At 69.1% G+C, this 23,411-nt stretch carries 27 protein-coding genes; 10 read left to right on the top strand and 17 right to left on the bottom strand.

The window, feature by feature from the left end:
* Positions 1–267 precede the first annotated feature (267 nt).
* The 6 genes from ABH923_RS15930 to ABH923_RS15905 form a co-directional block, all read right to left on the bottom strand.
* Positions 268–786 (bottom strand): hypothetical protein, encoded by a 519-nt coding sequence (locus ABH923_RS15930; protein WP_370056363.1) that lies wholly within the window; start codon positions 784–786, stop codon positions 268–270.
* Positions 787–809: 23 nt separating this feature from the next.
* On the bottom strand, positions 810–1,223 hold the full coding sequence (locus ABH923_RS15925; RefSeq protein ID WP_370055360.1) for a DUF4383 domain-containing protein: 414 nt from the start codon (positions 1,221–1,223) through the stop codon (positions 810–812).
* Between the two features lie 135 nt (positions 1,224–1,358).
* Positions 1,359–1,712: a Sec-independent protein translocase TatB gene (locus ABH923_RS15920; RefSeq protein WP_370057379.1), complete on the bottom strand. Its 354-nt coding sequence runs from the start codon at positions 1,710–1,712 to the stop codon at positions 1,359–1,361.
* 11 nt (positions 1,713–1,723) lie between these two features.
* Positions 1,724–2,476, bottom strand: a complete 753-nt coding sequence (tatC, locus tag ABH923_RS15915; RefSeq protein ID WP_370056362.1) for a twin-arginine translocase subunit TatC — start codon at positions 2,474–2,476, stop codon at positions 1,724–1,726.
* 50 nt (positions 2,477–2,526) lie between these two features.
* Complete coding sequence (gene tatA, locus ABH923_RS15910; RefSeq protein WP_370056361.1) at positions 2,527–2,766, bottom strand: twin-arginine translocase TatA/TatE family subunit; 240 nt, start codon at positions 2,764–2,766, stop codon at positions 2,527–2,529.
* A gap of 160 nt (positions 2,767–2,926) precedes the next feature.
* Positions 2,927–3,895, bottom strand: coding sequence for a ferritin-like domain-containing protein (locus ABH923_RS15905; RefSeq protein WP_370056360.1), 969 nt, complete (start codon positions 3,893–3,895; stop codon positions 2,927–2,929).
* Between the two features lie 352 nt (positions 3,896–4,247).
* On the opposite strand from ABH923_RS15905, the gene ABH923_RS15900 reads away from it, so the two are divergent.
* Genes ABH923_RS15900 through ABH923_RS15880 form a run of 5 tightly spaced genes read left to right on the top strand, consistent with a single transcriptional unit; the run spans position 4,248 to position 7,958 of the window.
* A complete protein-coding gene (locus ABH923_RS15900) occupies positions 4,248–5,171 on the top strand; it encodes a DUF5996 family protein (protein WP_370056359.1) in 924 nt (307 codons plus the stop codon).
* The gene (locus tag ABH923_RS15895) at positions 5,168–5,527 is read left to right on the top strand and encodes a UBP-type zinc finger domain-containing protein (RefSeq protein WP_370056358.1); all 360 of its coding nucleotides are present in this window, start codon (positions 5,168–5,170) and stop codon (positions 5,525–5,527) included. The genes ABH923_RS15900 and ABH923_RS15895 overlap by 4 nt, the downstream gene beginning before the upstream one ends.
* On the top strand, positions 5,524–5,997 hold the full coding sequence (locus tag ABH923_RS15890; RefSeq protein ID WP_370056357.1) for a carboxymuconolactone decarboxylase family protein: 474 nt from the start codon (positions 5,524–5,526) through the stop codon (positions 5,995–5,997). The genes ABH923_RS15895 and ABH923_RS15890 overlap by 4 nt, the downstream gene beginning before the upstream one ends.
* 50 nt (positions 5,998–6,047) lie before the next feature.
* Complete coding sequence (locus ABH923_RS15885; protein WP_370056356.1) at positions 6,048–7,232, top strand: adenosylhomocysteinase; 1,185 nt, start codon at positions 6,048–6,050, stop codon at positions 7,230–7,232.
* 15 nt (positions 7,233–7,247) lie between these two features.
* Complete coding sequence (locus ABH923_RS15880) at positions 7,248–7,958, top strand: IclR family transcriptional regulator (RefSeq protein WP_370056355.1); 711 nt, start codon at positions 7,248–7,250, stop codon at positions 7,956–7,958.
* Between the two features lie 36 nt (positions 7,959–7,994).
* Here ABH923_RS15880 and ABH923_RS15875 read toward each other — a convergent pair whose 3' ends face one another.
* From ABH923_RS15875 to ABH923_RS15830, 10 genes are all read right to left on the bottom strand, one after another.
* The gene (locus ABH923_RS15875) at positions 7,995–8,666 is read right to left on the bottom strand and encodes a hypothetical protein (RefSeq protein WP_370056354.1); all 672 of its coding nucleotides are present in this window, start codon (positions 8,664–8,666) and stop codon (positions 7,995–7,997) included.
* A 99-nt stretch (positions 8,667–8,765) separates the two neighbouring features.
* Positions 8,766–9,521 carry an SDR family NAD(P)-dependent oxidoreductase gene (locus ABH923_RS15870; RefSeq protein WP_370056353.1) on the bottom strand — a complete coding sequence of 252 codons (756 nt, stop codon included), beginning with the start codon at positions 9,519–9,521 and terminating at the stop codon, positions 8,766–8,768.
* A gap of 9 nt (positions 9,522–9,530) precedes the next feature.
* Positions 9,531–10,226: a type A chloramphenicol O-acetyltransferase gene (gene catA / locus ABH923_RS15865; protein ID WP_370056352.1), complete on the bottom strand. Its 696-nt coding sequence runs from the start codon at positions 10,224–10,226 to the stop codon at positions 9,531–9,533.
* The gene (locus ABH923_RS15860) at positions 10,223–10,420 is read right to left on the bottom strand and encodes a DUF1737 domain-containing protein (protein WP_370056351.1); all 198 of its coding nucleotides are present in this window, start codon (positions 10,418–10,420) and stop codon (positions 10,223–10,225) included. The genes catA and ABH923_RS15860 overlap by 4 nt, the downstream gene beginning before the upstream one ends.
* A 160-nt stretch (positions 10,421–10,580) precedes the next feature.
* Positions 10,581–12,866 (bottom strand): glycoside hydrolase family 3 N-terminal domain-containing protein, encoded by a 2,286-nt coding sequence (locus ABH923_RS15855; RefSeq protein WP_370056350.1) that lies wholly within the window; start codon positions 12,864–12,866, stop codon positions 10,581–10,583.
* The gene (locus ABH923_RS15850; RefSeq protein ID WP_370057378.1) at positions 12,863–13,891 is read right to left on the bottom strand and encodes an ABC transporter permease; all 1,029 of its coding nucleotides are present in this window, start codon (positions 13,889–13,891) and stop codon (positions 12,863–12,865) included. Before ABH923_RS15850 ends, ABH923_RS15855 begins: the two co-directional genes overlap by 4 nt.
* An 8-nt stretch (positions 13,892–13,899) precedes the next feature.
* Positions 13,900–14,979 carry an ABC transporter permease gene (locus ABH923_RS15845; RefSeq protein WP_370056349.1) on the bottom strand — a complete coding sequence of 360 codons (1,080 nt, stop codon included), beginning with the start codon at positions 14,977–14,979 and terminating at the stop codon, positions 13,900–13,902.
* A complete protein-coding gene (locus tag ABH923_RS15840) occupies positions 14,976–15,815 on the bottom strand; it encodes an ABC transporter ATP-binding protein (RefSeq protein WP_370056348.1) in 840 nt (279 codons plus the stop codon). Before ABH923_RS15840 ends, ABH923_RS15845 begins: the two co-directional genes overlap by 4 nt.
* Positions 15,812–16,636, bottom strand: coding sequence for an ABC transporter ATP-binding protein (locus tag ABH923_RS15835; RefSeq protein ID WP_370056347.1), 825 nt, complete (start codon positions 16,634–16,636; stop codon positions 15,812–15,814). Before ABH923_RS15835 ends, ABH923_RS15840 begins: the two co-directional genes overlap by 4 nt.
* Before the next feature lie 97 nt (positions 16,637–16,733).
* On the bottom strand, positions 16,734–18,413 hold the full coding sequence (locus ABH923_RS15830; RefSeq protein ID WP_370056346.1) for an ABC transporter substrate-binding protein: 1,680 nt from the start codon (positions 18,411–18,413) through the stop codon (positions 16,734–16,736).
* Between the two features lie 154 nt (positions 18,414–18,567).
* Here ABH923_RS15830 and ABH923_RS15825 point away from each other — a divergent pair, with 154 nt between their 5' ends.
* From ABH923_RS15825 to ABH923_RS15805, 5 genes are all read left to right on the top strand, one after another.
* Positions 18,568–19,212 carry a TetR/AcrR family transcriptional regulator gene (locus ABH923_RS15825; RefSeq protein WP_370056345.1) on the top strand — a complete coding sequence of 215 codons (645 nt, stop codon included), beginning with the start codon at positions 18,568–18,570 and terminating at the stop codon, positions 19,210–19,212.
* Positions 19,213–19,280: 68 nt separating this feature from the next.
* Positions 19,281–20,294, top strand: a complete 1,014-nt coding sequence (locus ABH923_RS15820; RefSeq protein ID WP_370056344.1) for a LacI family DNA-binding transcriptional regulator — start codon at positions 19,281–19,283, stop codon at positions 20,292–20,294.
* 142 nt (positions 20,295–20,436) lie between these two features.
* On the top strand, positions 20,437–21,942 hold the full coding sequence (locus ABH923_RS15815) for an alpha-N-arabinofuranosidase (RefSeq protein ID WP_370056343.1): 1,506 nt from the start codon (positions 20,437–20,439) through the stop codon (positions 21,940–21,942).
* A gap of 54 nt (positions 21,943–21,996) precedes the next feature.
* Positions 21,997–22,227 (top strand): hypothetical protein, encoded by a 231-nt coding sequence (locus tag ABH923_RS15810; protein WP_370056342.1) that lies wholly within the window; start codon positions 21,997–21,999, stop codon positions 22,225–22,227.
* Positions 22,227–22,787, top strand: a complete 561-nt coding sequence (locus ABH923_RS15805) for a hypothetical protein (protein ID WP_370056341.1) — start codon at positions 22,227–22,229, stop codon at positions 22,785–22,787. Before ABH923_RS15810 ends, ABH923_RS15805 begins: the two co-directional genes overlap by 1 nt.
* Before the next feature lie 6 nt (positions 22,788–22,793).
* Here the strand turns inward: ABH923_RS15805 and ABH923_RS15800 are convergent, their stop codons facing one another.
* Positions 22,794–23,402 carry a GNAT family N-acetyltransferase gene (locus ABH923_RS15800; RefSeq protein WP_370056340.1) on the bottom strand — a complete coding sequence of 203 codons (609 nt, stop codon included), beginning with the start codon at positions 23,400–23,402 and terminating at the stop codon, positions 22,794–22,796.
* Positions 23,403–23,411: the final 9 nt, after the last annotated feature.

Raw genomic sequence — 23,411 nt, 5'->3', positions numbered from 1 at the left:
CGACTTGTAGCTGACCCACCTCGGTCAGGGGAGTCGGCGCCGTGGCTGCAGCGGCGGGGCCAGCCGGAGTGGGCATCGATACGAGCGTGACCGCGAGCGTGAGAGCGATCGCCCCAGCGACCGACTTGCCGTGTTTCAACTGTCTCCCTCGAGCAGCACCTCGTCGGATCCGGCTGCGACGAATCGAAACTTAACACGGGAGAACTATTCTCACGACCCCCGAATCGGGGGCCTCGATGGGGATTCGAATCCCCATTCCTCGGCTCATCAGTGGTGGTGATGGACCGTCACAGCAGCGACGCCCGCGTCCGTGAGCCCGAGAGCCGGCACCGTGATGGCGCACACCGCCGCCGCGCTCAGCACGAGGACAGTCACGAACCGGAGCGCGCCAGAGGTCTGCGGCGCCCGCCGGCCGCGGCGAATCACGACCGCAGTCACACCCGCTACGGCGAGGTCCAGCAGGGAGGCGGCACCCATCGGCTGCGGCGGCAGTTCGAGGACCGTTCCGGACGACGCCGTCGCCCCGGTCACCGCGAGCGCCGCCCACATCGCGATCGGCAGCAGCGCGAGCGCAGGGACGAGGGCGAACACCGGCGGTCGATCATACGACAGCGTCCATACCGCCCAGCCGAGTTCGGCTGTCGCGATGGCAATGAGCAGCCCGAAGAGGACCGGGGGTGCGCTGGGGGCGAGGGCGGCGTGTAGCAGCCCGGCCCCCAGCGCGGCCACGGCGAGGAAGGCCCTGGTCGCCGGGGCGACCGGGGCTGACCCCTTCATCCTGCTCATGGGAAGCGCCGTGGCCTGGTCGGTCAGGCGGCGACCGAAGAGGAGCGCACAGTCCGCTCGGCGCCGAGACCGACACCGAGGAGCACGATGGCGCTCACCAAGTGGAGGAAGTGGTCGGGGGTGTTCAGGGCGAGGATGTTCGCCCCGGTCCCGACCAGGAAGAAGCCGACGATGCCCAGGAGCAGGTAGACGGCTCCGACGGTGGTGTTGACGGCCTTCGCCGCGGCTGCCCTGGTGAGGCCGGCGATGAGCAGCGCCGCGCCGATGAGCAGGTGGGCGATGTTGTGCAGCGGGTTGACCTCGAAGATGCCGAGGATCAGGCCACCCTGGGTGGCGACGAAGCCGACGCCGCCGGTGAAGGCGAAGCCGAGCAGGCCGACGAGCAGGTAGACGGCGCCGAAAATGGTGGCGACGAGGCGATTCGGTGATGTGCGCATTGTGGTTTCCCTCCCTGACGGCGCACGGTCGCGCGCCTGTTCCGTGATTCGAAGCATGGGCCACTCAGGGATGGCATGAAGGCCCCTTGCAAAACCTCTGGATTTCTGCTGTGTAATAGCTGGACGAGTACGCCGTCACTTCAGCCCATCACCGTCACCGCGCGAAGACACGGGATCGCCGACAGGCGTGCCGTCAGTCCCGGCGGAGCCGCCCCTCGAATCGGCAGACGGCGGCGGATCGTCGAGCAGAGCGCTTCTGATGATCTGCCGGGGGTCGTACTGGCGTGGGTCGAGCTTCTTCCAGTCCACATCGTCGAAGTCGGGGCCGAGCTCGTCCCGCATCCGTTCTTTCGCATTCTCGGTCATCCGGCGGAGGCGGACCACGAATCCCGCGAACGCGGCAGAGTAGGCCGGCAGGCGGTCCGGGCCGACGATCACGATCGCGATAACCGCGATCACGATGAACTTCTCGAACGAGAATCCGAACATGTCCACTCCGGTCATTCGTTGCTGAGGGGGCTCATCGATGCGGCCGATCGTGCGACCCGTCGATCGTGGAGCTGTGCGATCCCGGCCGAACCGAGGTAGAGCAACACCATCGGGACCGCCAGCAGAAACATGGAGACGATGTCCGCCGAGGGTGTCGCGATCGCCGTGAAGAGCATGATCGCCAGCAACGCGACCCGCCAGGAGCGGAGGATCGTCCGGGCACTGAGCACGCCGACGAGGTTCAGCAGCACGAGGAACACCGGGAGCACGAAAGCCACCCCGATCGCGAGCACGAGCTTCAGGATGAAATCGAAGTAATCGGACGCCCGGAGGAAGGAGCTCGATCCAGCGGCGGCGAAGCCGGTGAGCAGTTGAACGACGTGGGGGACGACCAGTGCTCCCGCGAGGCATCCGGCCAGGAACAACGGCACGGCCGAGAAGAAGAATCCCAGGCCGTACTTCAGTTCTTTGCGGTTGAGGGCAGGCGCCAGGAAGGCCCAGATCTGATAGAGCCAGATCGGGCTCGAAAGCACGACACCGACGGTGACCGCGATCTGGATCCTCAGGTCGAACGCGCCCGTGATGTTGTCGTAGTTCAGCTCGGCGAGGCGATGCTGCTGCGCGGCGAGCGCGGCGATGGGAGCCCGCATCGCATCCAGGACCAGCGGGGAGAGGAACCACCCGGCAACCGACGCAAGGAGTACAGCGCCCGCCGACAACGCGATGCGGCGCCTGAGTTCGCGGACGTGCTGGCCGAGCGTCATCTGTCCTCGACGCCGAGAGCGCACCGTGCCGGTCGCAGAGGACATCGATGTCAGGGTTTCGGCGTTTCGCGGGCTGCCACCGTGGTCTCAGCCGCCGGGGGAACCGGCTCAGGAGCGGGTCCCGCGTCGGCGCCCGTCGTCTCGGTCTTTGCCGTCGTGATCTCCGATTTGAGGATCCGGGCCGACTGCCCCATCGCCCTGGCAAGCCCCGGGAGTTTGGACGCGCCGAAGATGAGGAGGACGACGGCGAGGATGATCAGCAGGTGCCATCCGGTGAGGTTGCCCAACATAGATGCTCCTTTGTTCAGAGGGCCGAACGCCCGTGGTGCGACAGTGAGCAGGCGGCCCGCCCGCGCACCGTTCGGGTCAGTGCGCGGGCGACCGTCCTACCCGGACGGCGAGGCGTAACGCCGCCCGGGCGCGAGGATGCGCGCGTCGGCGCATCCGGGATCACGCGCTGGTGTTGATCGAACCGTTCACGCCGGCAGGGAAGAAGCCGCCGGAGCGAACGTCGTGGGGGTTGAGGTAGACGATGTTGAGCACTTGGCCGGTCGTTCGGCTGTAAGCCAGCGAGTTCGCGTCGGTCGGAACGAGGTTCGCCACCGCGGCGGTGCCGATTCCCTGATCGTCGTCCGTGGGGCCGTCGAGGCTGTCACGGGCGTCCGAGATCTTCTGCACGTCCGTGTACACCGCGGGTGCCACCACTCCCTCGGCGTAGAGCGTCGTTCGGATGATCCCGGCGTGGTAGGCCTCGACCGCGAGCAGGCCCGCCGCGGCGTCCAGATAGGTCTTGTTCCGGATGAACGGCGCCGCACCCTTGTACGCCGTCACGCCGACGTCCTCGAAGATGAACGCCGCGAACAGGAAGTTCAGTTCGTTGGCATACGGGTCGAACTTCTGCCCGGGCTTGATCAGGCCGGCCGCGGTCGCGGCAGCGGTGAAGCTCGCATCCAGCGAGATAGCCGGGCGCGAGACGGCGGCAGCTCCGAGCGCGCTTCGCAAGAACGCGACGTGGTTCTTCTCGTCCGCCGCGATCTCCTGCGCGTATTTGCGGATGATCGGCGTCTTGAAGGGCACCTGACGGCCCCCCGACACCGGTCCTCGCGTCCCTTTTCCAGTCGTCATGTCGCGCGGCAATCCCTCGCCGGTGACCGATCGCAGGTAGAACTCGGCCTCGAGGTACTCCAGATTCAGAGCGAAGTTCAGGATCGAGGCGTCACTCGGTGCGCCGGGAGGAGCCGGAGTCCCGCTCGGAGCGGGCGTCGGGGTGGCTGTCGTGGCCGCGGCGGGGTCGGCCGCGACCAGAAGGGTCGCGGCGCCCACCCCTGCGATGCCGGCCATCGTGAGGAGTCGACGCCGGTCGAGCGCGGTCTCTCCGCTGCGCGCGATGGCATGCGTGATGAATTTGTCGTCGAACACTGCAATCTCCAGTCATTGATGTCAATGACGGGGATGTTGCCTGCCCGACAATCCTCGTCGACGCGGATTCTCTCCGCGCGCAAGCCGAGGATAACTCAGAGTGAGGATGTCTCAATACCCCTTGACTTAAGGGCGATTCGCGAGACGGATCACCGGGATTCCCCGACCTCCCCGCCCGGCGACATGCGGCAGGACACATCGGGCGGACGGGGAACTCGAGGCTGAGGCCAAACAAAGTTCAGCGAAGGGTGTTCGGATACCGCAAGAGGAGCGGATTGGATCAGGCGCTGATCCTCCGACCCCCACGCACGCGCACACTAGAGTGAGCACTCCGACGACCGAAGGGGCGGACATGACGGACGACGCGGCCTGGCCGGCCCTCGCGGTGGAGAGCTGGACGCCGACCCGCGACACCCTGCACATGTGGACGCAGATCGTCGGGAAGATCAGGGTGGCGCTGGCCGCCCCCGTCAACCACTGGTGGCACGTCACGCTGCGCGTCGACGCCCGCGGGCTCACGACGGGCGGGATCCCGGTCGGCGGGCGGCTGCTCGAGCTCGCCTTCGACTTCGTCGACCAGGTGCTGCTCGTGCGCACGAGCGACGGCGGCGTTGTGACCGTCCCGCTGGTCGGCTGCTCGGTCGCCCTCTTCTATGCCGAGGTGTTCGACGCGCTGCGGCTGCTCGGAGTCGAGGTCGCCATCCACCCGTCGCCGAACGAGGTGGAGGTGGCGATCCCGTTCGCCGACGACACCGTGCACGCCAGCTACGTGCCGGAGCAGGCGAACGCCTTCTGGAGGCAGCTCATCCAGGCGGACCGGGTCCTTCAGCGCTTCCGGTCCGGGTTCCGCGGCAAGGTGAGCCCCGTGCACTTCTTCTGGGGCGCGATGGACCTGGCCGTCACGCGCTTCTCCGGGCGCACCGCTCCCCCGCACCCGGGCGGGGCGCCGAACTGCCCGGACAGCGTGATGCGGGAGGGCTACTCGCACGAGCTCAGCAGCGCCGGGTTCTGGCCGGGCGGCGGGAGCGAAGGCGCGTTCTACTCGTACGCGTATCCGGCCCCGGACGGCTACGCAGAGGCCGACCTGCCGCCTGGCGCGACGTTCAGCGCGGAGTATGGCGAGTTCCTGCTGCCCTACGAGGTCGTGCGAACCTCCCCCGACCCGGACGCGACGGTGCTCGCGTTCCTGGACGCCACCTACGACGCGGCCGCTCGTCGGGGAGACTGGTCCCCCGACCTCCTGATCGCCCCGAACCCTGCGAGGAGTGAACGATGACGGACGGAATCGACCCGAGCGTGCCGCCGAGCGGCACCGGCTGCGTCGAGTGCGAGGCCGACGGCGGCTGGTGGGTGCATCTGCGCCGCTGCGCCGCGTGCGGGCACGTCGGCTGCTGCGACGATTCGCTCTCGCGGCACGCACGCGCGCACGCCGCGGCGACCGGGCACCGCTACATCCAGAGCTTCGAGCCGGGCGAGGACTGGTACTGGGACTTCGTCACCGACCAGTATGCGGAAGGCCCCGCGCTGGCTCCCGCGACGAGCCACCCGGAGGATCAGGGCGTTCCCGGGCCGGCGAGCCGGCTGCCCACCGACTGGCGCACCCTCCTCCAGCAGAGAGCGGACAGCGAATGACCCTCTACCTGGACAAGTCGGAGCCCGAGGCGTGGCGGGCCGCCAGAGCCTGGTCAGCGGTCGTGGCGGAGACCGCGCTCGTCAACGGGCTGACGGCGCAGGAGGTGGAGCTCCTCAAGGTGCGGGCCTCCCAGCTCAACGCCTGCGCCTACTGCCTCGACCTGCACTCGCGGGAGGCCAGGGCGGCGGGCGTCCCCCAGCAGAAGCTGGACATGCTCCCCGCTTGGCGGGACGCGGAGCTCTATAACGAGCGCGACCGGGCCGTGCTGGCCGTCGCGGAGGCGGCGACGCTCCTGCCGCTCACAGAGGACTCGCGCGCCGATCTCGTCGGCGCCCGCAACGTCCTCGGCGAGTCGGCGTACGTCGCGGCCGAGTGGATCGCGGTCGCGATCAACTCGTTCAACCGAATCTCGATCCTGAGCGGCCACCGGGTGAACACACGCGACGCGGAGGGGCGGCTCGTCCGCTGACCTTCGCGTGCATATATGAAAGTCATGTTCACCCGCGTAAGCTTGCGCCCATGAACACCGACTCACTCGCAGCGCAGGGGACCGCCCGCGTGGCGTGGATCCGCTCCCGGATGGCACTTCTGGCCGCGACGCGCGAGGAGTTCTCGTCGTCCCGGCCGTTTGCCGGGCACCGGATCGGGATGTCCCTCCACGTCGAGCCGAAGACCGCCGTCCTGGTCGAGACCCTCGCCGCCGGGGGCGCGGAGGTCGTCGGGACGGGCAACTTCGGCTCGACCCAGGACGACATCGTCGCGCACCTGAACTCCCTGCCGAACGTCACCGTCTTCGGCGCCCGCGACGACTCCCTCGAACAGCACGGCGACAACCTCGCGAAGGTGCTCGACGCCCGACCGGACATGCTGCTCGACAACGGCGGCGATCTCGCTGCCGGCCTGGTCGAGCGCGGCGCGATGGACACCATCATCGGCGGCACCGAGGAGACCACGAGCGGCGGCGACCGCCTCCGTTCCGAGCTGGCCGGTCGCGTGCCCGTCCCGATCATCGTTATCAACGACAGCCTGCTCAAGGCGATCGGGGAGAACAAGCACGCGGTCGGCCAGTCCGCGGTCGAGAGCTTCATGCGGATCACCAACGTGATGGTTCCCGGGCGCCGCTTCGTCGTGTTCGGGTACGGCTGGGTCGGCCGCGGTGTCGCCCAGTATCTGCGCGCGCTCAACGGCAAGGTCGCGGTCGTCGAGGTGGACGAGCTCAAGGCGTTCGAGGCGACCCTCGACGGCTTCCGGGTCGGGACGGCGGACGACTTCGCCGAGTGGGGCGACGCCTTCATCACCGCCACGGGCCGCCCGAACGTGCTGACCTACGACGTGATGGAGCGCATGCAGGACGGTGCGATCCTCGGCAACGTCGGCCACTTCCCCTGGGAGATCGACGTCCCCGCCCTCCGCGCCCACCAGACCGGCAGCACCGAGATCATCAGCGCCGTCGAACAGGTCGCCCTCCCCAGCGGCAGGCACGTCGTGCTCCTGGCCGGCGGACGCATGTTCAACCTCGCCGGGACGGAGCCGAAGGGGAACTCCATCGAGTCGATGGACCTGGGGTTCCTCCTCCAGGCGCTCTCCCTCGAACGCGTCGCCACGAGCGCGTCCATACTGCAACCGGGCGCGCAGCCTGTCCCCGACGACATCGACCGGACGATCGCGCGCCGGATCATGGCGACCCTCCACGCATCCTCGTAACGCAGAGGAACCCCGATGTCCGACTCACCCGAATACGCCGCCCCAGCGATCGACAAGGCGCTCGACATCCTCGAACTGCTCGCCGAGAGCCCGGCGCCGATGAGCCAGCTCGAGATCGCCACCGCGATCGACCGTTCGGCTGGGCAGATCTTCCGGCCGCTGCTGCGGCTGGAGAAGCGCGGCTACCTCTACCGCGACCCGCAATCCGGGCTCTACCGGCTGTCCCTGCGGATGTTCGACCTCGCACACCGGCAGGAGCCGCTCCGGTCGCTGCTGACCATCGCGATCCCGGCGATGCGGGAGCTCGCGGCCGACATCGGGCAGTCCTGCAACCTGGGAACGCTCGACAACCGCAGCGTGCGGATCGTCGCGCAGGTCGAGAGCCCGGCCGACTTCGGATTCCGTGTCCGCGTCGGAGCGCTCTTCGACGTGGCCGACACCGCCACGGGGATGGTCCTGGCCGCGTTCTCCGACGAGACCTTCGACGGGGTGGACGAGGACCGGCTGGTCGCGATCCGGGCCGACGGCGCGTACGTTCGCCCCGACGCCGCGCAGCCCGGGATCACCGACGTGGTCGTCCCGATCCTCCGCTCCAACGGTCGCGAGGCCGTTGCGGCGATCACCGTGCCGTACATCGCGACCAGCTACAGCCGCTCGGGGACCGACGCCGTGCTCGACAGGACCATCGAGACCGCGCAGCGCGTTCAGGCCGCGCTCGGCGTGTGACACCGACGGGCGGCCCAGCGCGTAGCTCCAGGCGACTCAGCCCTGCTGCTCCGCGAGGAGCCTGCGCTGCCGCAGGTAGCGGTTCTCCTGGTAGGCCCCGTGGATCAGCGCGAGCACGACGGCCGCCGCCAGCCCGCCGGCGATCGCAGCCAGCAGGCTGTGCGCGAGCACGTACACGAGGAGGGCGACCCCGACTCCGGCCACGATCGAGTTGACGATCGCGATGGCCGACGAGATGGTGAAGAAGACGCCGCGACGGTAGCCCTTCTGCCCGATCTCCAGCAGCTCGTTCGGAGCGCTGCCCGGAGGGATCGGGAAGAAGCGTCCGGCACCCGGGAGCAGCGTCCCGTAGTAGCGGCGGATGCGCTGGATCGAGGCGAGGGCGGCGACATCCTCGAGCGAGGTCTGCACGAGCCGTTCGTAGGTGAAGATTCCGAGGATGACGATGACCGGGATGATGACGGCGAGGAAGCCCGCCGCGAACGGCGTCGCTGCGAGGAAGCCGAACGCGACGAGCGCACTGGAGAGCGTCATCAGGTAGAGCGACGCCCGGCTGCTCGACTCGCTGACGGTGATGCCGCGCGCGGACTCCAGGACGAAATGCTCGGTCAGCAACGCGTTGTAGAACGCGAGAGGCCGATCGGCGAGTGCGCCGGCTGAGTCTCCTGCGTCAGGAAGGGGTGTGTGCTCGCCGGTTTCGCCGTTCATCCGATCCGTGCCTGTCGCTCCATCAGGCCAATGTCGCAGACCGCGGGGCGGTCTGCAAGGTGGGGCACCGCCGCGTCCGCTGACCACCGCCATCCCGGTTCAGTGAACCGAGAAACCCCCATCGACCGGGATCGACTGGCCGGTCACGTAGGCGGACGCGGGACTCGCGAGGAAGACCGCGGGGCCGGCGAAGTCCTCCGGCACACCGTTTCGTCCGATGAGTGTGCGTGCCGCGAGTGCCTCGACCGTCGCGGGTTCTGAGCTGAGCCGCCGGTTCAGCGGGGTCTGCACGAAACCCGGCACGAGGACGTTCGAGGTGACCCCGCTCTTCGACCATGCCTCCGCCTGGGACCGCGCGAGCCCCTCCAGGGCGGCCTTGGACACCCCGTACGCGCCGCTCGACGCGAACGGCCGGTGGGCCTGCTGCGAGCTGATGTGGATGAACCTGCCGTAGCCGCGCGAGACCATCCCAGGAGCCAGGCGCTGCCCGAGGACGAACGGGGCGTCCAGGTTCACCCTCATCGTCGCGTCCCAGGTCGCCTCATCCAGCTCCGCCATCGGAGGGCGCAGGTTGACGCCCGCGGAGTTCACGAGGATGTCGACATCGCCGGCAGCGTCGGCCAGCTCGTGAGCCCCGGCCCGCGTCGACAAGTCCGCGGGTCGGCCCTCGGCCGAGCCGCCGCGCGTCCTGATCTCGGCCACGGTCTCGTCGATCATCGACTGAGTTCGCGCCGCCACCAGCACGTGGGCGCCCGCATCGGCGAGAGCCACGGCGATCGCTCGGCCGATGCCGGAACTCCCTCCGGTCACCAGCGCCGTTCGTCCATCGAGCCCGAAGAGCTGCCTCACATCCATGGCGTCAGATTATCGGCCGGGGAGGCCGGCCTCCGTGGGGACGGCGGCGGGCTCCGCGCGGACCCACGCGGGGCCGTCGAGGAGCGCCTGGAGCTCGTTGACGAGGCGGGCGGCGTGGAACCCGTCGGCGGCGGCGTGGTGGAGCTGCAGCGCGAGCGGGAGCAGCAGGCGTCCGTCGCGTTCGACGTACCGGCCGAGGGTGACGATGGGCGCCAGGTGCCGCCACGCGTCGCGGATGTTCAGGGTGAAGCCGGTGAACGACGTCCACGGGACGCTCGACACGTCGAACGTGTTCGCGGGTGGCCGCCCCTGGGGGAACATCCCGGTGGCCGGTGCGTTCTCGGCGATCACGGCCGCGGCGGTGCGATGGAACGTCGCGAAGTCGGCGTCGTAGGGCGCCCAGACGGACGAGAAGGTCTCCCGCTCCGCGTCGAAGACGGTGAAAGCGGGGTGCACGACCGGCCAGACGCCGGGTGCTCCCGCCTCGGTCAGCCCCATCCGGAACTCCGGGTGCGCGTTGACGACGGTCGCGAGCGCCCAGATCTGGGCCAGGTAGGTCTTGCGCTCCGACTTTCGCAGCTCGGCGGCGAACACGGTCGCGTCGAGCTCCACCGTCAGCGAGTACGTGCACGGCGACGCGTTCAGATAGTGCTCGAAGTGCTGCCGGCGTGGCCAGGTCTCGAGGTCGATCGGGGCGAGGGTCACGGAAGGAGGGGCGTCGGCTCGTCGCGACCCCACAGGACGGCCTGGGCGACGATGACATTCGTTCCGTTGAAGGTCGCTGCGGGCGGGCCGTACAACTCATAGCCGAGCTCGAGGGCGTCACTGACTCGATGACAGAAGGCGGAGTCGTCCGGCCCCGTCAGCAACCGGTATCGCGGGTAACGTTCGGTATCCACCTTCGGAGCTTACCGGGGAGCCCTGCCGGGCTTCCAGGACGCCCGGGCGCCCCCGCGTCCATTCCCACCGAAGCAGTCTCGCCGCGAAACGCGCGGGAAGATCCTTTCAGGCGAGTGATGGCAGGAGATTCCACGGGAATCTCCTGCCATCACGCGCGCCTCAGCGCACCTCGAACCCTGCCGCGAGCAGGTCCTGGTCCCGGGACGACGGGCCGACCAGCAGTTCGAAGGCGCCGGCCTCGACCTTCCGCTCCCCCGCCGCGTCCACGATCGTGCACTCCGCCACCGGCAGCGTCAGCCGCACCCGCGCCGACTCGCCCGGCGCCAGCTCCACCTGCCGGTACCCCTTCAACTCCTTGTCCGCCCAGCTCACGCTCGTGACCTGGTCGCGCACGTACACCTGCACGGTCTCGCGCACCGGGCGCGAGCCCGTGTTGGTGACTGTCACGGCGGCCTCGATGGTGTCCGCCGCACCGAGCGTGGTGGCGGAGAGCGTCAGGTCCGCGTAAGACACGTTCGTGTAGGACAGCCCCTCGCCAAACGCCCATGCGGGCGCCTGTGTCAGGTCCGCATACCGGTCGCCGTGCTGCCCGCGGATCTGGTTGTAATAGGTCGGCTGCTGGCCGACGTGGCGCGCGAACGAGATCGGGAGGCGACCCGACGGCTCGACCTGGCCCGCGATGATCTCCGCGAGGGCCCGGCCGCCCTTCATTCCCGGGTTCGCCGCCCACAGCACCGCCGCGGCCCGCGAGGCCGACGGCGGCAGCACCAGCGGCTTGGAGGCCAGAAGCACCACGACGACGGGCTTCCCGGTCGCGATCACCGCGTCCAGCAGCGCGTTCTGGCCGCCGATCAGCTCCAGTGTCGCAGTGGAACGGCCCTCGCCCACGAGCTCGATGCGGTCGCCAACGACGGCCACGACGACATCCGACGACTCGGCGGCCGCGACCGCCTCCGCGATCAGGTCCGCGTCCGGTGCGCACGGCACCACCACGGGAGGCCGCGGCTGCCCGTCCTGGAACGTCGCGCCGCGCGGGTCGGCCTCCAGCGTCAGGATGTCGGCGCCGCGCGCGTGCGTCACGGTCCAGCCGTCGATCGCGGTCAGGCCGTCGAGCACCGTGGTGATCATCTCGCGCGGCTGCCCGTCGAGCCAGCCGGCCTGGCCGGAGCCGCCCGCCCAGTCGCCGAGCTGGGTCTGGGCGTCGTCGGCTAGCGGGCCGACCAGGGCGACGCGTAGCGGCGAGGACGACGCGAGCGGCAGCGTCCCGTCGTTCTCCAGCAGCACGATCGAGCGGCGCGCGATCTCCAGGTTCAGCTCCGCGTGCGCGGCGCTGCCGACCACCTCGTCCAGCGTGGGCGAGGGGAGGCGCGGGTCCTCGAACAGGCCGAGGTCGAACTTCAGCGTCAGGATGCGGGCGACGGCCGCGTCGAAGGCGTCCTCCGCGAGCAGTCCCTGCGCGACGGCCTCCAGGGCGCCCTCGTAGAAATGCGGGGTCGTCATGACCATGTCGTTGCCGGCCTTCACCGCGGCGGCCGCGGCGTGGGCGTAGTCCGGCTGGATCTTCTGCTCCCAGACCATCCGGCCGACGTTGTCCCAGTCGGTGATGAGCGTGCCGGTGTAGCCCCACTCGCCGCGCAGCACCTCACTGAGCAGCCAGTCGTTCACGGTGATCGGCACGCCGTCCGTGCTCTGGTAGCCGAGCATGAACGTGCGGCAGCCTTCGCGGGCGACCCGCTCGAACGGCGGCAGGAACCAGCTGCGCAGCTTGCGCCGGGAGATGTCGGCCTCGCTCGCGTCCCGGCCGCCCTGGGTCTCCGAGTAGCCGGCGAAGTGCTTCGCGGTCGCCAGGATCGCGGTCGAGTCCTCCAGGCCGTCGCCCTGATAGCCGCGCACCATCGCGCTGGCGAGCTCGCCGATGAGGAACGGGTCCTCGCCGAACGTCTCGCTGATGCGTCCCCAGCGGAGGTCGCGGGCGATGCACAGCACAGGCGAGAAGGTCCAGTGCACGCCGGTGACGGCGACCTCCTCGGCACTGGCGCGGGCGACGCGCTCGATCAGCTCCGCGTCCCACGACGCGGCCATGCCGAGCTGGGTCGGGTAGATCGTGGCGCCCGGCCAGAACGAGTGACCGTGGATGCAGTCCTCGCCGACGAGCAGCGGGATCCGCAGCCGGGTCTGGTCCGTGAGCCGGTTGGCCTCCAGGATGCGCTCCGGCGACGTGTGCAGGATGGAGCCGACGTGACGCCGCAGCACGTGGTCGCGCAGGTCGTCGCGCGCGTCGAGCTGGAGCATCTGGCCGACCTTCTCCTCCACCGTCATGCGGTCGAGGAGGTCGCGCACGCGCTCGGCGGTCGTGAGCGACGGGTCCTGGTACGGGAGTGCCTCCGCGGTGTTGTCGGTCTCCTCGGGTGGTTCGGTCGTGGTGGACGGGAGGGTCGAAGTCATGCGGTGGTGCTTTCCGGGGTCGCTGCGGCCGGGGCCGTCGTGGAGGTCGTGCGCACCTGCGTCACGGCGGCGTTGACGTTCATGCCCTTGCGCTTCATGGCCCGGGCGCGCTCCCCCGCCGAACGCAGGCGCGGGTTGACGTACTCGTCGATGCCGAAGTTGATGAGGGCGAGGGAGACGCCGAGCAGCGCGATGCACAGGCCGGCGGGGACGTACCACCACCAGTAGTCCGGGAATGCGTTGTTCTGCTGCGCCCAGAACAGGATGGTGCCCCAGTTCAGGTTCGACACCGGGATGACGCCGATGAATGCGAGCGTGGTCAGGCCCAGCACCGCGGCCGTCATGGTGCCGACGAAGCTGGAGGCGATGATCGCCAGGAGGTTCGGCAGCATCTCCACCAGGATCACCCGGTGCAGCGGCTCGCCGTTAGCCCGTGCGGCCTGGATGAAGTCCCGGTTGCGCAGCGACATGGTCTGCGCGCGCAGAACGCGGGCGCCCCACGCCCAGCCGGTCAGGCCCAGCACGGCGGCGATGAGCGGCAGCGGCGGGTCCTGGAACTGCGAGGCGACGATGATCATCAGCGGCAGGCCGGGGATGACGAGGAACACGTTCGACAGCGCGGACAGCGACTCGCTCTTCCAGCCGCGCAGGTAGCCGGCGGTCACGCCGACGACGATCGCCACGACCGTGGCCATGATCGTCGCCAGGAAGCCGACGACGAGCACGCCGCGGGTCCCGTAGACGAGCTGGCTGAAGACGTCCTGGCCGATGTGCGTCGTGCCGAGGAGGTGCTCGAACGACGGCGGCTGCAGCGTCTCTTTCAGGTTCTGCGCGTTCGGGTCGTACGGGGCGATCAGCGGGGCGAAGATCGCGACGAGCACGAACACGCCCAGGATGATCAGGCCGGTGGCCGACTTCGGGTTGCTGAACATGGCCAGGGAGGCCTTGAGCTGCGACCAGAAGGTGGTCTTCTTCGGCGCGGGAGGCTCCGGGGTGGCGGCCTGGATGAAGGCAGTCTGCGGCATGGTCATGATCAGGCCTCCGTCTGGCGGGTGCGCGGGTCGAGGATGGCGTACGCGATGTCGGCGATGATGTTCGCGATCAGCACGGCGAGCACGAGAACGAGGAAGATGCCCTGCATGAGCGCGTAGTCCTTGGCGTTGGTCGCGTTGAGCAGCAGCAGGCCGATGCCGGGGTAGGAGAACACCATCTCCATCACGATCGTGCCGCTGACGATGAAGCCGAGGGCGAGCGCGAAGCTCTGGATCTGCGGCAGTACGGCGTTGCGGGCGGCGTACCGCCACAGCACGCGCCGGTCGGGCATGCCCTTCGCCTGGGCGACGGTGATGTAGTCCTCGTCGAGCACGGTGAGCATCATGTTGCGCATACCGAGCACCCAGCCGCCGATCGAGACGACCACGATGGTGGCCATCGGGAGGGCGCCGTGCGAGAGCACCTGGCCGATGAAGTCGGCGTTCCAGCCCGGGTCGACGCCCAGCTCGTAGGCGTGCCCCGCGGGGAACCAGCCGAGCGTCGTGGAGAAGATCGCGATGAAGATCAGGCCGAGCCAGAAGTACGGGATCGTGCCGAGGAACGTCGTGATCGGGATGAAGACGTCCAGCTTGCCGCCGCGCCGCCAGCCGATCACCGCGCCGAGGCCGGTGCCGATCAGGAAGGAGACCACCGTGGCGAAGCCGACCAGGCCGAGCGTCCAGGGCAGGGCGGACGCGATGGCGTCGCCCACCGGCGCCATGCCGGTCGAGATGGAGACGCCGAGGTTGCCGTGCAGCAGCATGTTCCAGTAGTCGAGGTACTGCTGCCAGAGCGGCACCGACTTGTCGACGCCGAACAGGAGGCGCAGCGCCTTCTCGGCGTCGGGAGTGAGCTGGCCCTGGCTGCGCGCCATATAAGAGGAGACGGCGTCGCCCTTCATCAGGCGCGGGATGAAGAAGTTGATCGTGATGGCCGCCCACAGGGTGAACACGTAGAAGGCCACGCGGCCGCCGATGAACCGCCACGGGACGCGGATGCCGCGGCGCTCCGCCCGGGTGGCGGTGGTGCCGACGAGGGTCGGGTCGAGAGCGGTCTCCGCTCTCACGGTCTCTGCGCTCACAGCGCACCTCCTGCGGTCTGTGCGGTCTGCGCGGTCAGGGCGGTCAGGGCGGTCAGCGCACCGAAGTGCTTCTCCGGGTCGGGGGAAGCGGCACGGAGCTCGCGGGTGTACGGGTCCTGCGGGCGGAGGATGACGTCGTCAGCGGCGCCGTGCTCGACGATCCTGCCCTGGTTGAGGACGATGATCTCGTCACTGAAGTGCCGTGCGGTGGCCAGGTCGTGGGTGATGTAGAGCACCCCGAGGCCTTCCTCGCGCTGCAGGTCGGCGAGCAGGTTCAGGACGCCGACGCGCAGCGACACGTCGAGCATCGACACCGGCTCGTCGGCGACCAGCAGGGTCGGCCGGGAGGCCAGCGCGCGGGCGATGGCCACGCGCTGCCGCTGTCCGCCGGAGAGCTCGTGCGGGCGGCGGTCGATCACCGCGTTCGCGTCGAGCTGGACGCGGCGCAGCAGGCGGCGCACCTCGTCGTCCACCTCGCCCGTGGGGACGACGTGGTCCAGCCGGAGCGGGCGCTCGATGTGGTGGCGGATCGTGTGCGAGGGGTTCAGGGAGGCGAACGGATCCTGGAAGACCATCCGGAGCTGCTGGCGGTACTGCCGCAGCCGCTTGCCCGACGTCGGGATCGGGGCGCCGTCCAGCAGCACCTCGCCGCGGGTCGGCGTCTCGAGCTGGGTGAGGATCTTCGCGATCGTGGACTTGCCGCTGCCGGACTGGCCGACCAGGCCGATCGTCTGGCGTTGGCCCAGCGTGAAGCTGACGTCGTCCAAAGCCTTGAGCTGGCCCGATCCGCGGACGTTGTAGATCTTGGTGACGTTCTTGAACTCGAGCGTCGTCATCGGACGACCACCCCTCTCTCGCCCGTGAGGCGCGGGAACGACTGCAGCAGCTTCTGCGTGTACTCGTGCTGCGGGTTCGTCCAGATCTGCTCTGCGGTGGCGAGCTCCACGATCTCGCCGTCGCGCATGATCGCGATCCGGTCGCTGATCTCCAGCAGCAGCGGGAGGTCGTGCGTGATGAAGACGACCGAGAAGCCGAAGTCGTGGCGGAGCTGGGAGATCTGCTTGAGGATCTCGCGCTGCACGAGCACGTCCAGCGCGGTCGTCGGCTCGTCCATGACCATGAGCTGCGGACGGAGCGCGAGGGCCATCGCGATCATGACGCGCTGGCGCATCCCGCCCGAGAGCTCGTGCGGGTAGGAGCGCACCCGCTGGCCGCCCACCTTGACGATCTCCAGGAGTTCGACCACCGCCGCGCGGCGCTCGGCCTTGCTCATCCCCGGCCGGTGCACCTGGAACACGTCGTCGAGCTGCGAGCCGATGGTGGCCACCGGGTTGAGGGCGTTCATCGCCCCCTGGAAGACCATCGAGGTCTTGTCCCAGCGGAAGCGGCGCATCTGCTCCGCGTCGAGGGCGTTGATGTCGATGTCCTCGCCGCCCTGGTCGTGGAAGACGACGCTGCCGCTGGTGATCACGGCCGGCGGCTTGAGCAGGCGCTGCACGCCGTAGGCGAGGGTGGTCTTGCCGCAGCCGCTCTCGCCGGCGAGGCCGACGATCTCGCCGCGCTTGATGTCGAGGGAGACGTTCTTGACCGCCGCGACCGGCGGGTCGACGTCGTACACGACCGAGAAGTCGCGCACGGAGAGAAGGGAGTCTGTCATGGCATCGCTTTCATGCTGTCCGCGGGTCGCCCGGGGCGGACGGCGGCTCGAGGCCGTCGTCCACCCCGGACGGGTTGGCTGTGGTCGCTCGGAGCGACTACTTGCCCGCGGGCTTCAGGTTCATCAGCACCTGGACGGCCGACGGCTGGGTCGGGTCGGCGGTCGCGTACTGGTCCTTCTCGCTCGGCCAGCCGACGAACTTCCGGGTGTTGTACTCGGCGAGCTGCGGGTGGGTTCCGATCGGGATGGCCGGGACATCGTCCACGAAGATCTTCTGCAGCTTGTCCAGGGCGGCGGTGCGGGCGGTGTCGTCGGACGCCTGCGCGTACTCCTTCAGCAGGGCGGTCGCCTCCGGGTTGCTGTAGCGCCCGAAGTTGTCCGAGACCTTGCCGTCGGCGGCCTGGTCGAGGTAGCTGGAGTTCATCACGTCGTCGTAGATGTGCCACGGGTTCGAGCCGGAGCCGGTCCAGTGCAGCACCGCGTCGAAGTTGCCGGAGGCGACGTTGGCGAACCAGGTGTCGGCGTCCGGAGTCGCGACCTTCGCGTCGATGCCGAGCGTGGTCTTGAGCTGCGTGGCGACGAGCTGGATGCCCGTGACGTAGTCGTTCCAGCCCTGCGGGTCCTGCAGCGTGAAGGAGACCGGCTTGCCGGACGGGTCGGTCAGCGCGCCGGACTTCCAGGTGTAGCCGGCGTCGGTGAGGACCTTCTTGGCGCCGTCGACGTCGATCTTGAAGGTCTGGTCCTTGTAGTCGGACGCGATGTACTGGTCACCGGTCGGCTGCGGGATGCCCGTCACGTTGGTCAGCTCGGGGCCGGCGTTGCTGCGCGCCGTCGTGGCGTGCGCCTTGCGGTCGATGACCATGTTGACGGCCTTGCGGAGCGCGACGTCGTTGAACGGGGCCTTCGCCGTGTTCACCACGATCATGTCGGGGCTCAGGACGTTGGCGCCCCAGAACACGTTGTGCTTCGGGTCCTTGTCCACGTAGTTCTTCTGGTAGTCCGTGATGAAGATCTGCGCCCAGTCGGTCTCGCCGCTCTGCAGTGCGCGGAGGAGGCCGGTGTTGTCGTTGTACTCGAGGTACTTGAGCTGGGCCACCGGGACGGTGCCGCCCCAGTAGTCCTTGCGCGCCTGGAGGACGACGCCCTGCGACGAGAAGGTCTTGATCGTGTACGGACCGGTGCCGACGGCGTTGGTCACCGGGTCCTTCGTCGCGTCGGCGACTGACTTCCACTGGTGCTCGGGGACGATCGGGACCTGCAGCACGTCGCCCTGCTTGACGAACTTGGACTCGCTGAAGCTCAGGACGACGTTGTTGCCGTCCTTCTTGACGTCGGTCAGCTTGAGGCCGCCCAGGTCGAGGGCGGGGGTGTTCTTGATCAGGTTGTAGGTGAAGACGATGTCGTCGGCGCCGAACGCCTTGCCGTCGCTCCACTTGACGTTGCTGCGCGGGGTGACGGTGAGCTGCGTGTAGTCCGCGTTCCACTGCACCTTCGAGGCGAGCCACGGGGTGGTCTCGTTCTTGCCGACCGGGTTGACGATCGCGAGGGGCTCGTAGATCATCCGGTCGTAGCCGAGCGACATGCCCGAGCCGGTGGTGATGAACGGGTTGTTGATCTGGGTCGCCAGGATGGCGGCGCCATCCGGCTTGGCGACGGTGAGCGAGCCCGTGCTGGCGGTGCTGGCGCCGGACTTGCCGTCGGACGAGCAGCCGGTGAGCGCAAGTGCGCCGACGGCGGCGATGGCCGATGCCGTGATCAGATACTTCCTAAGCCTCATTGCTTCTCCTTCGTGGCGGGCACATCCGTTGTGCCCTTGGTGCTGCGGAATGTCGGCTGACGATAACTTGCTTACTGGTCAGAAAGCAAGTTGGTTGAGGTGAGGTTACTGGCTGGTAAGCTCGGCCGCAACCAGCACGGCAGGAGCGACGGAAATGGCCATCGGCAGCAGCACCGGAACGCGTCCGGAGACCGAGCAGAAGCGCATCGACATCCTGCGCGCGGCGATCGAGACCTTCGGCGCCAAAGGCTCCACGAACGGCACACTCGCCGACATCGCCGACCAGGTCGGGATGACGCACGCCGGCGTCCTGCACCACTTCGGGTCCAAGAACAACCTGCTCCTGGAGGTGCTGGAGTTCCGCGACCGGGACGACGTCGCCCACCTCGCCGACCAGCACATCCCCGGTGGCCCAGCGCTTTTCGCCCACCTCGTCGGCACCGCGCAGCGCAACGCGCAGCGGCCGGGGATCGTCCAGGTCTTCACCGTGCTGTCGGCGGAGTCGGTCACCGAGGGCCACCCGGCGACGGCCTACTTCCAGGAGCGGTACCGCAACCTCCGGGCCGAGGTCGACGCCGCGTTCCGCGCGCTCTGCGCACAGGAGGGCGTGACCGATCCGGACACGATCGACCGGGCAGCGGCGTCCATCCTCGCGGTGATGGACGGCCTCCAGCTGCAGTGGCTGCTCGATCCGACGTCGGTCGACCTCGCGGGTGCCAGCGAGTTCGCCATCGAGGCGATCGTGAACGGGGTGCTGCGGCCGGGGCCGGGGCTGACCACGTACGTGCGGGGCGCCTGATCGGCCGGCGGCGCTGCACCCGTGCAACGTTGTAAGGTCGTGCCGACCGGCAACAGACGGGAGTGCGCGTGGCCGTGACCCTGCACGACGTCGCCCGCCTGGCCGGGGTGTCGATCAAGACCGTGTCGAACGTCGTCAACGACCATCCCTACGTGCGGGACGAGACCCGGAGGCGCGTGCACGACGCGATCGCCGCACTCGGGTACACGCCGAACCTCTCGGCGCGGAACCTGCGGTCGGGGCGCACCAACGTCATCGCGCTCATGATCCCCGACCTCCGGAACGCCTACTTCGCCGAGCTCGCCGACGCCGTCATGCGGGCGGCCGCCGAGCACGGGCTCTCGGTGCTGATCGAGCAGTTCGGCGACGACAGGGACCACGAGATCGCCGCTCTGCGCCGGCCCCGGCCCCAACTCGTCGACGGCGTGCTCTACAGCGTCCTCGCCCTCGACCAGGACGACGAGGACGTCATCGCCGCGATGCCCCTCCCCGTCGTGCTGCTCGGCGAGCGCATCTTCACCGGGCCGCGCGACCACGTCACGATGCGCAACAGCGAGGGCGCCCGCGCCGCGACCGATCACGTCCTCGGGCTCGGCCGGCGCCGCGTGGTGGCATTCGGCGCGCATCCGGGAGAGGCCATCGGGTCCGCCGCGCTGCGCCTGGACGGCTACCGCGCGGCCCTGGCGGCGGCGGGGCTCCCCTCCGACGAGGAGCTGATCGTGCCCGTCGGCTCCTGGCTCCGGCGCAACGGGGCGGAGGCCATGCGCGACCTCCTGGCCGGCGGCGTCCGGTTCGACGCGGTCGTGGCGTTCAACGACGCGATCGCCCTCGGCGCGCTGCGCGCACTGCAGGAGGCCGGCGTCCGCGTCCCGGAGGACGTGGCCCTCATCGGCTTCGACGACATCGACGAGACGCAGTACTCCATGCCGACGCTCTCCACGATCGACCCCGGCCGCGCCGAGATCGCCCGGACGGCGGTCGACCTGCTGGTGCGCCGTATCGAGGGCGGCCCTGCGCCGTTCACGCCGGAGCGCGTCCTCGTCCCCTACCGCCTCGTCCCCCGCGAGTCCACCGCTCTTTGACCCGTCGAGGGGCACGTAAACGCCCCTAAAAGGCCGTTATAGGGGCGTTTACGTGCCCTTCGGCGAACTCCGTTTGACACGGTCACATCCGCCCGCGATCATGTCTGTACAACGTTGTAATACGCACGAAGAGGAAGCAGCCATGCCCGAGACCACCATCACCCTCGACCGCTCCGCCCGCGTGGCCGCGATCGATCGGCGCATCTTCGGATCGTTCGTCGAGCACCTCGGCCGCTGCGTCTACGACGGCATCTACGAGCCGGGGCACCCGACCGCGAACGAGGACGGCTTCCGCCTCGACGTGGTCGAGTTGGTGAAGGAGCTCGGCGCGACCACCATCCGCTACCCCGGGGGCAACTTCGTCTCCGGGTTCCGCTGGGAGGACAGCGTCGGCCCGCGCGAGCAGCGCCCGGTGCGCCGCGACCTCGCCTGGCATTCCCTGGAGACCAACCAGGTCGGCCTGGACGAGTTCTCGCGCTGGCTGAAGCTGACCGGCTCCGAGCTGATGCTCGCCGTGAACCTCGGCACCCGCGGGATCGAGGAGGCGCTCGACCTCCTGGAGTACGCCAATCATCCGTCCGGCACCGCGCTCAGCGATCAGCGGATCGCCAACGGCACGGTCGAACCGCACGGCATCCGGATGTGGTGCCTCGGTAACGAGATGGACGGCCCCTGGCAGACCGGCTACCTGACCGCCGACGACTACGGAAAGCTCGCCGCCCGCACCGCCCAGGCGATGAAGGCGGCCGACCGGCACCTCGAACTCGTCGCCTGCGGGTCGTCCGGCTCCGGGATGCCGACCTTCGGCGACTGGGAGCGCACGGTCCTGGAGCACGCCTACGACAACGTCGACTTCATCTCCGCGCACGCGTACTACCAGGAGCGCCGCGGCGACCTCGGGTCGTTCCTGGCCTCCTCGGTGGACATGCAGTACTTCATCGACACGGTCGTCGCGGCAGCCGACCACGTGGGCAGCAAGCGCAAGAGCGCCAAGAAGATCGCCATCTCGTTCGACGAGTGGAACGTCTGGTACCTCGACGAGCACCAGGCCTCCGAGGAGGTCAACGACGAATGGCGCGTCGCCCCTCGTCAGTTGGAGGACGTCTACTCGGTCGCCGACGCGGTGGTCGTCGGCAACCTCCTGATCACCCTGCTGAAGAACCACGATCGGGTGCGCAGCGCCTCCCTCGCCCAGCTCGTCAACGTGATCGCGCCGATCATGACCGAGCCGGGCGGCGCGGCCTGGCGGCAGACCACGTTCTTCGCGTTCTCGGTCACGAGCCGGCTCGCGCGCGGCGAGGTGCTGCGCCCGGCCGTCCGCACCGGCAGCTACGAGACCGCGGTGCACGGGACGGCCGACGTCGTGGACGCGGTCGCGACACACGACGCGGCGACCGGCGCGTCGGCGGTGTTCCTTGTGAACCGCAGCCTCACCGAGACGGAGACGGTCACGATCGACCTCCGCGACCTGGGCGCGACCGTGGTACGGGAGGCGCTGAGCCTGTTCGACCACGACGTGTACGCGAAGAACACGCTCGCCGAGCCCGAGCGCGTCGTGCCGCGCACGAATTCCACGGCGACTCTCGCGGACGGCGTGCTGACCGTGGAGCTGCCCCCGGTCTCCTGGACGGCCGTCGCACTCGGCTGACCGGATTTGGCTCGACAGCCGTCCTGCATGTTAGATATGGGAGTGACCGGCAAAATGCTCTCCCAGCTCTGCGCCACCGTGGCGCTCGCTGCGGTGACCCTGCTGATCGGCCGCTCGATGCACGATCTCGCCACGGTGATCCTGTTCGCCGTGGGCGTGCTGGCGACGATCCTGTCGGCCTTCCGGGTGCGTTCGCTGCGCGTCAAGCACCTCGCAGAGGTCGAGCGCCGTGTCCCCCAAAATGCCGCTACAAACGACCCGGGGAATCCGTCAAACTCGACCTGATGAGCAACCATCAGGGGGTCGACACGGACGTGTCGAGGGGGACCGTACTTCGCCCGCATCGCGACCTGTTCGCGCGCGGGCTCACCGCCGTGCTCGCGCTGACCACTCCGGTGTTCGCGGTGCTCTACTGGCTCACCATCCCGGACGGCGACTGGAAGTACGTCCTGTCCGCCCACGTGCTGGTCGTCCTGGGGACGATCCTCGGTGTGTACGCGTTCCTCAGCGCGACCATCACGATCCAGCCGGACGGCGTCCGGGAGCGCGGCTTCTTCGGCGGCACCCGGTTCGTGCGATCCGCCGACGTCGGCTCCATCCTGATGGTGCGCCTCTACGACGGCAGCACGCTGGACACCCTGCCCCAGCTCTTCATCACCGACCACGACGGCAGGGTGCTCATCCGGATGCGCGGACAGTTCTGGTCGGTTGACGACATGGAGCTGGTCGCCGAGGAGTTCGACGTGCCGGTGACGCGGCCGGAGGACTTCCTTACCATGACCCAGCTCCGGCGCCGCTCGCCCGAGCTGCTGTACTGGTTCGAGCGGATGCCGCGGTTCCGTTAGGGCCGCTCAGACCTCCGCGGTCGTCGCGATGGCCAGTGCAGGCGCGTCTGGCCGGCTGGAGGGCAGCTCCTCGAAGCCGAGCCGGCGGTAGAACGCCATCGCACCCGCGTTGGTGGGCGACATCCGGAGGAACACGCCGGGCACGCCGCGATCGTTCAGCGCGCCGAGGAGCTCCCGGATGAGCCGGCGCCCGAAGCCCCGGCCCTGCAGCTCGGGCAGCAGGTCGATGTGCAGGTGCGCGGGGTACCGGTCGGCCTCCGGGACGATCGCCTCGTGCTGGTCGAGCCCGAAACCGATCGCCTCGCGCTCCTTCGCGGTGGGCGCCGCCTCCACCGGGTAGCGCTCGCGGAACCCGGGCAGCCAGTTCTCGTCGTACCAGTCGGCGAACGCGTGGCTGTCCGCGACCGCGATCACGTAGCCTGCGACCCGGTCGCCGGTGTCGACCACGAACGCGAGGTCCGGCTGGTACTCCACGTAGGGCCCCGCGAAGACGTCGGGCAGGAGGTCGTCGCTTGAATACACCCCGCGGGCGTCCGCGCCGCTCGCCCCCGTCCGCACGCAGATGTCGTAGACGTCCGCGCGGTCGGCCGGACGGTACGGTCGGATCGAAGTCACCGTGAAAGT

The sequence above is a fragment of the Leifsonia sp. EB41 genome, assembly GCF_041262565.1.
Classification (GTDB): domain Bacteria; phylum Actinomycetota; class Actinomycetes; order Actinomycetales; family Microbacteriaceae; genus Leifsonia.
The sequence above is the reverse complement of the archived record's forward strand: the minus strand, read 5'-3'. Positions and strand labels throughout refer to the sequence as shown.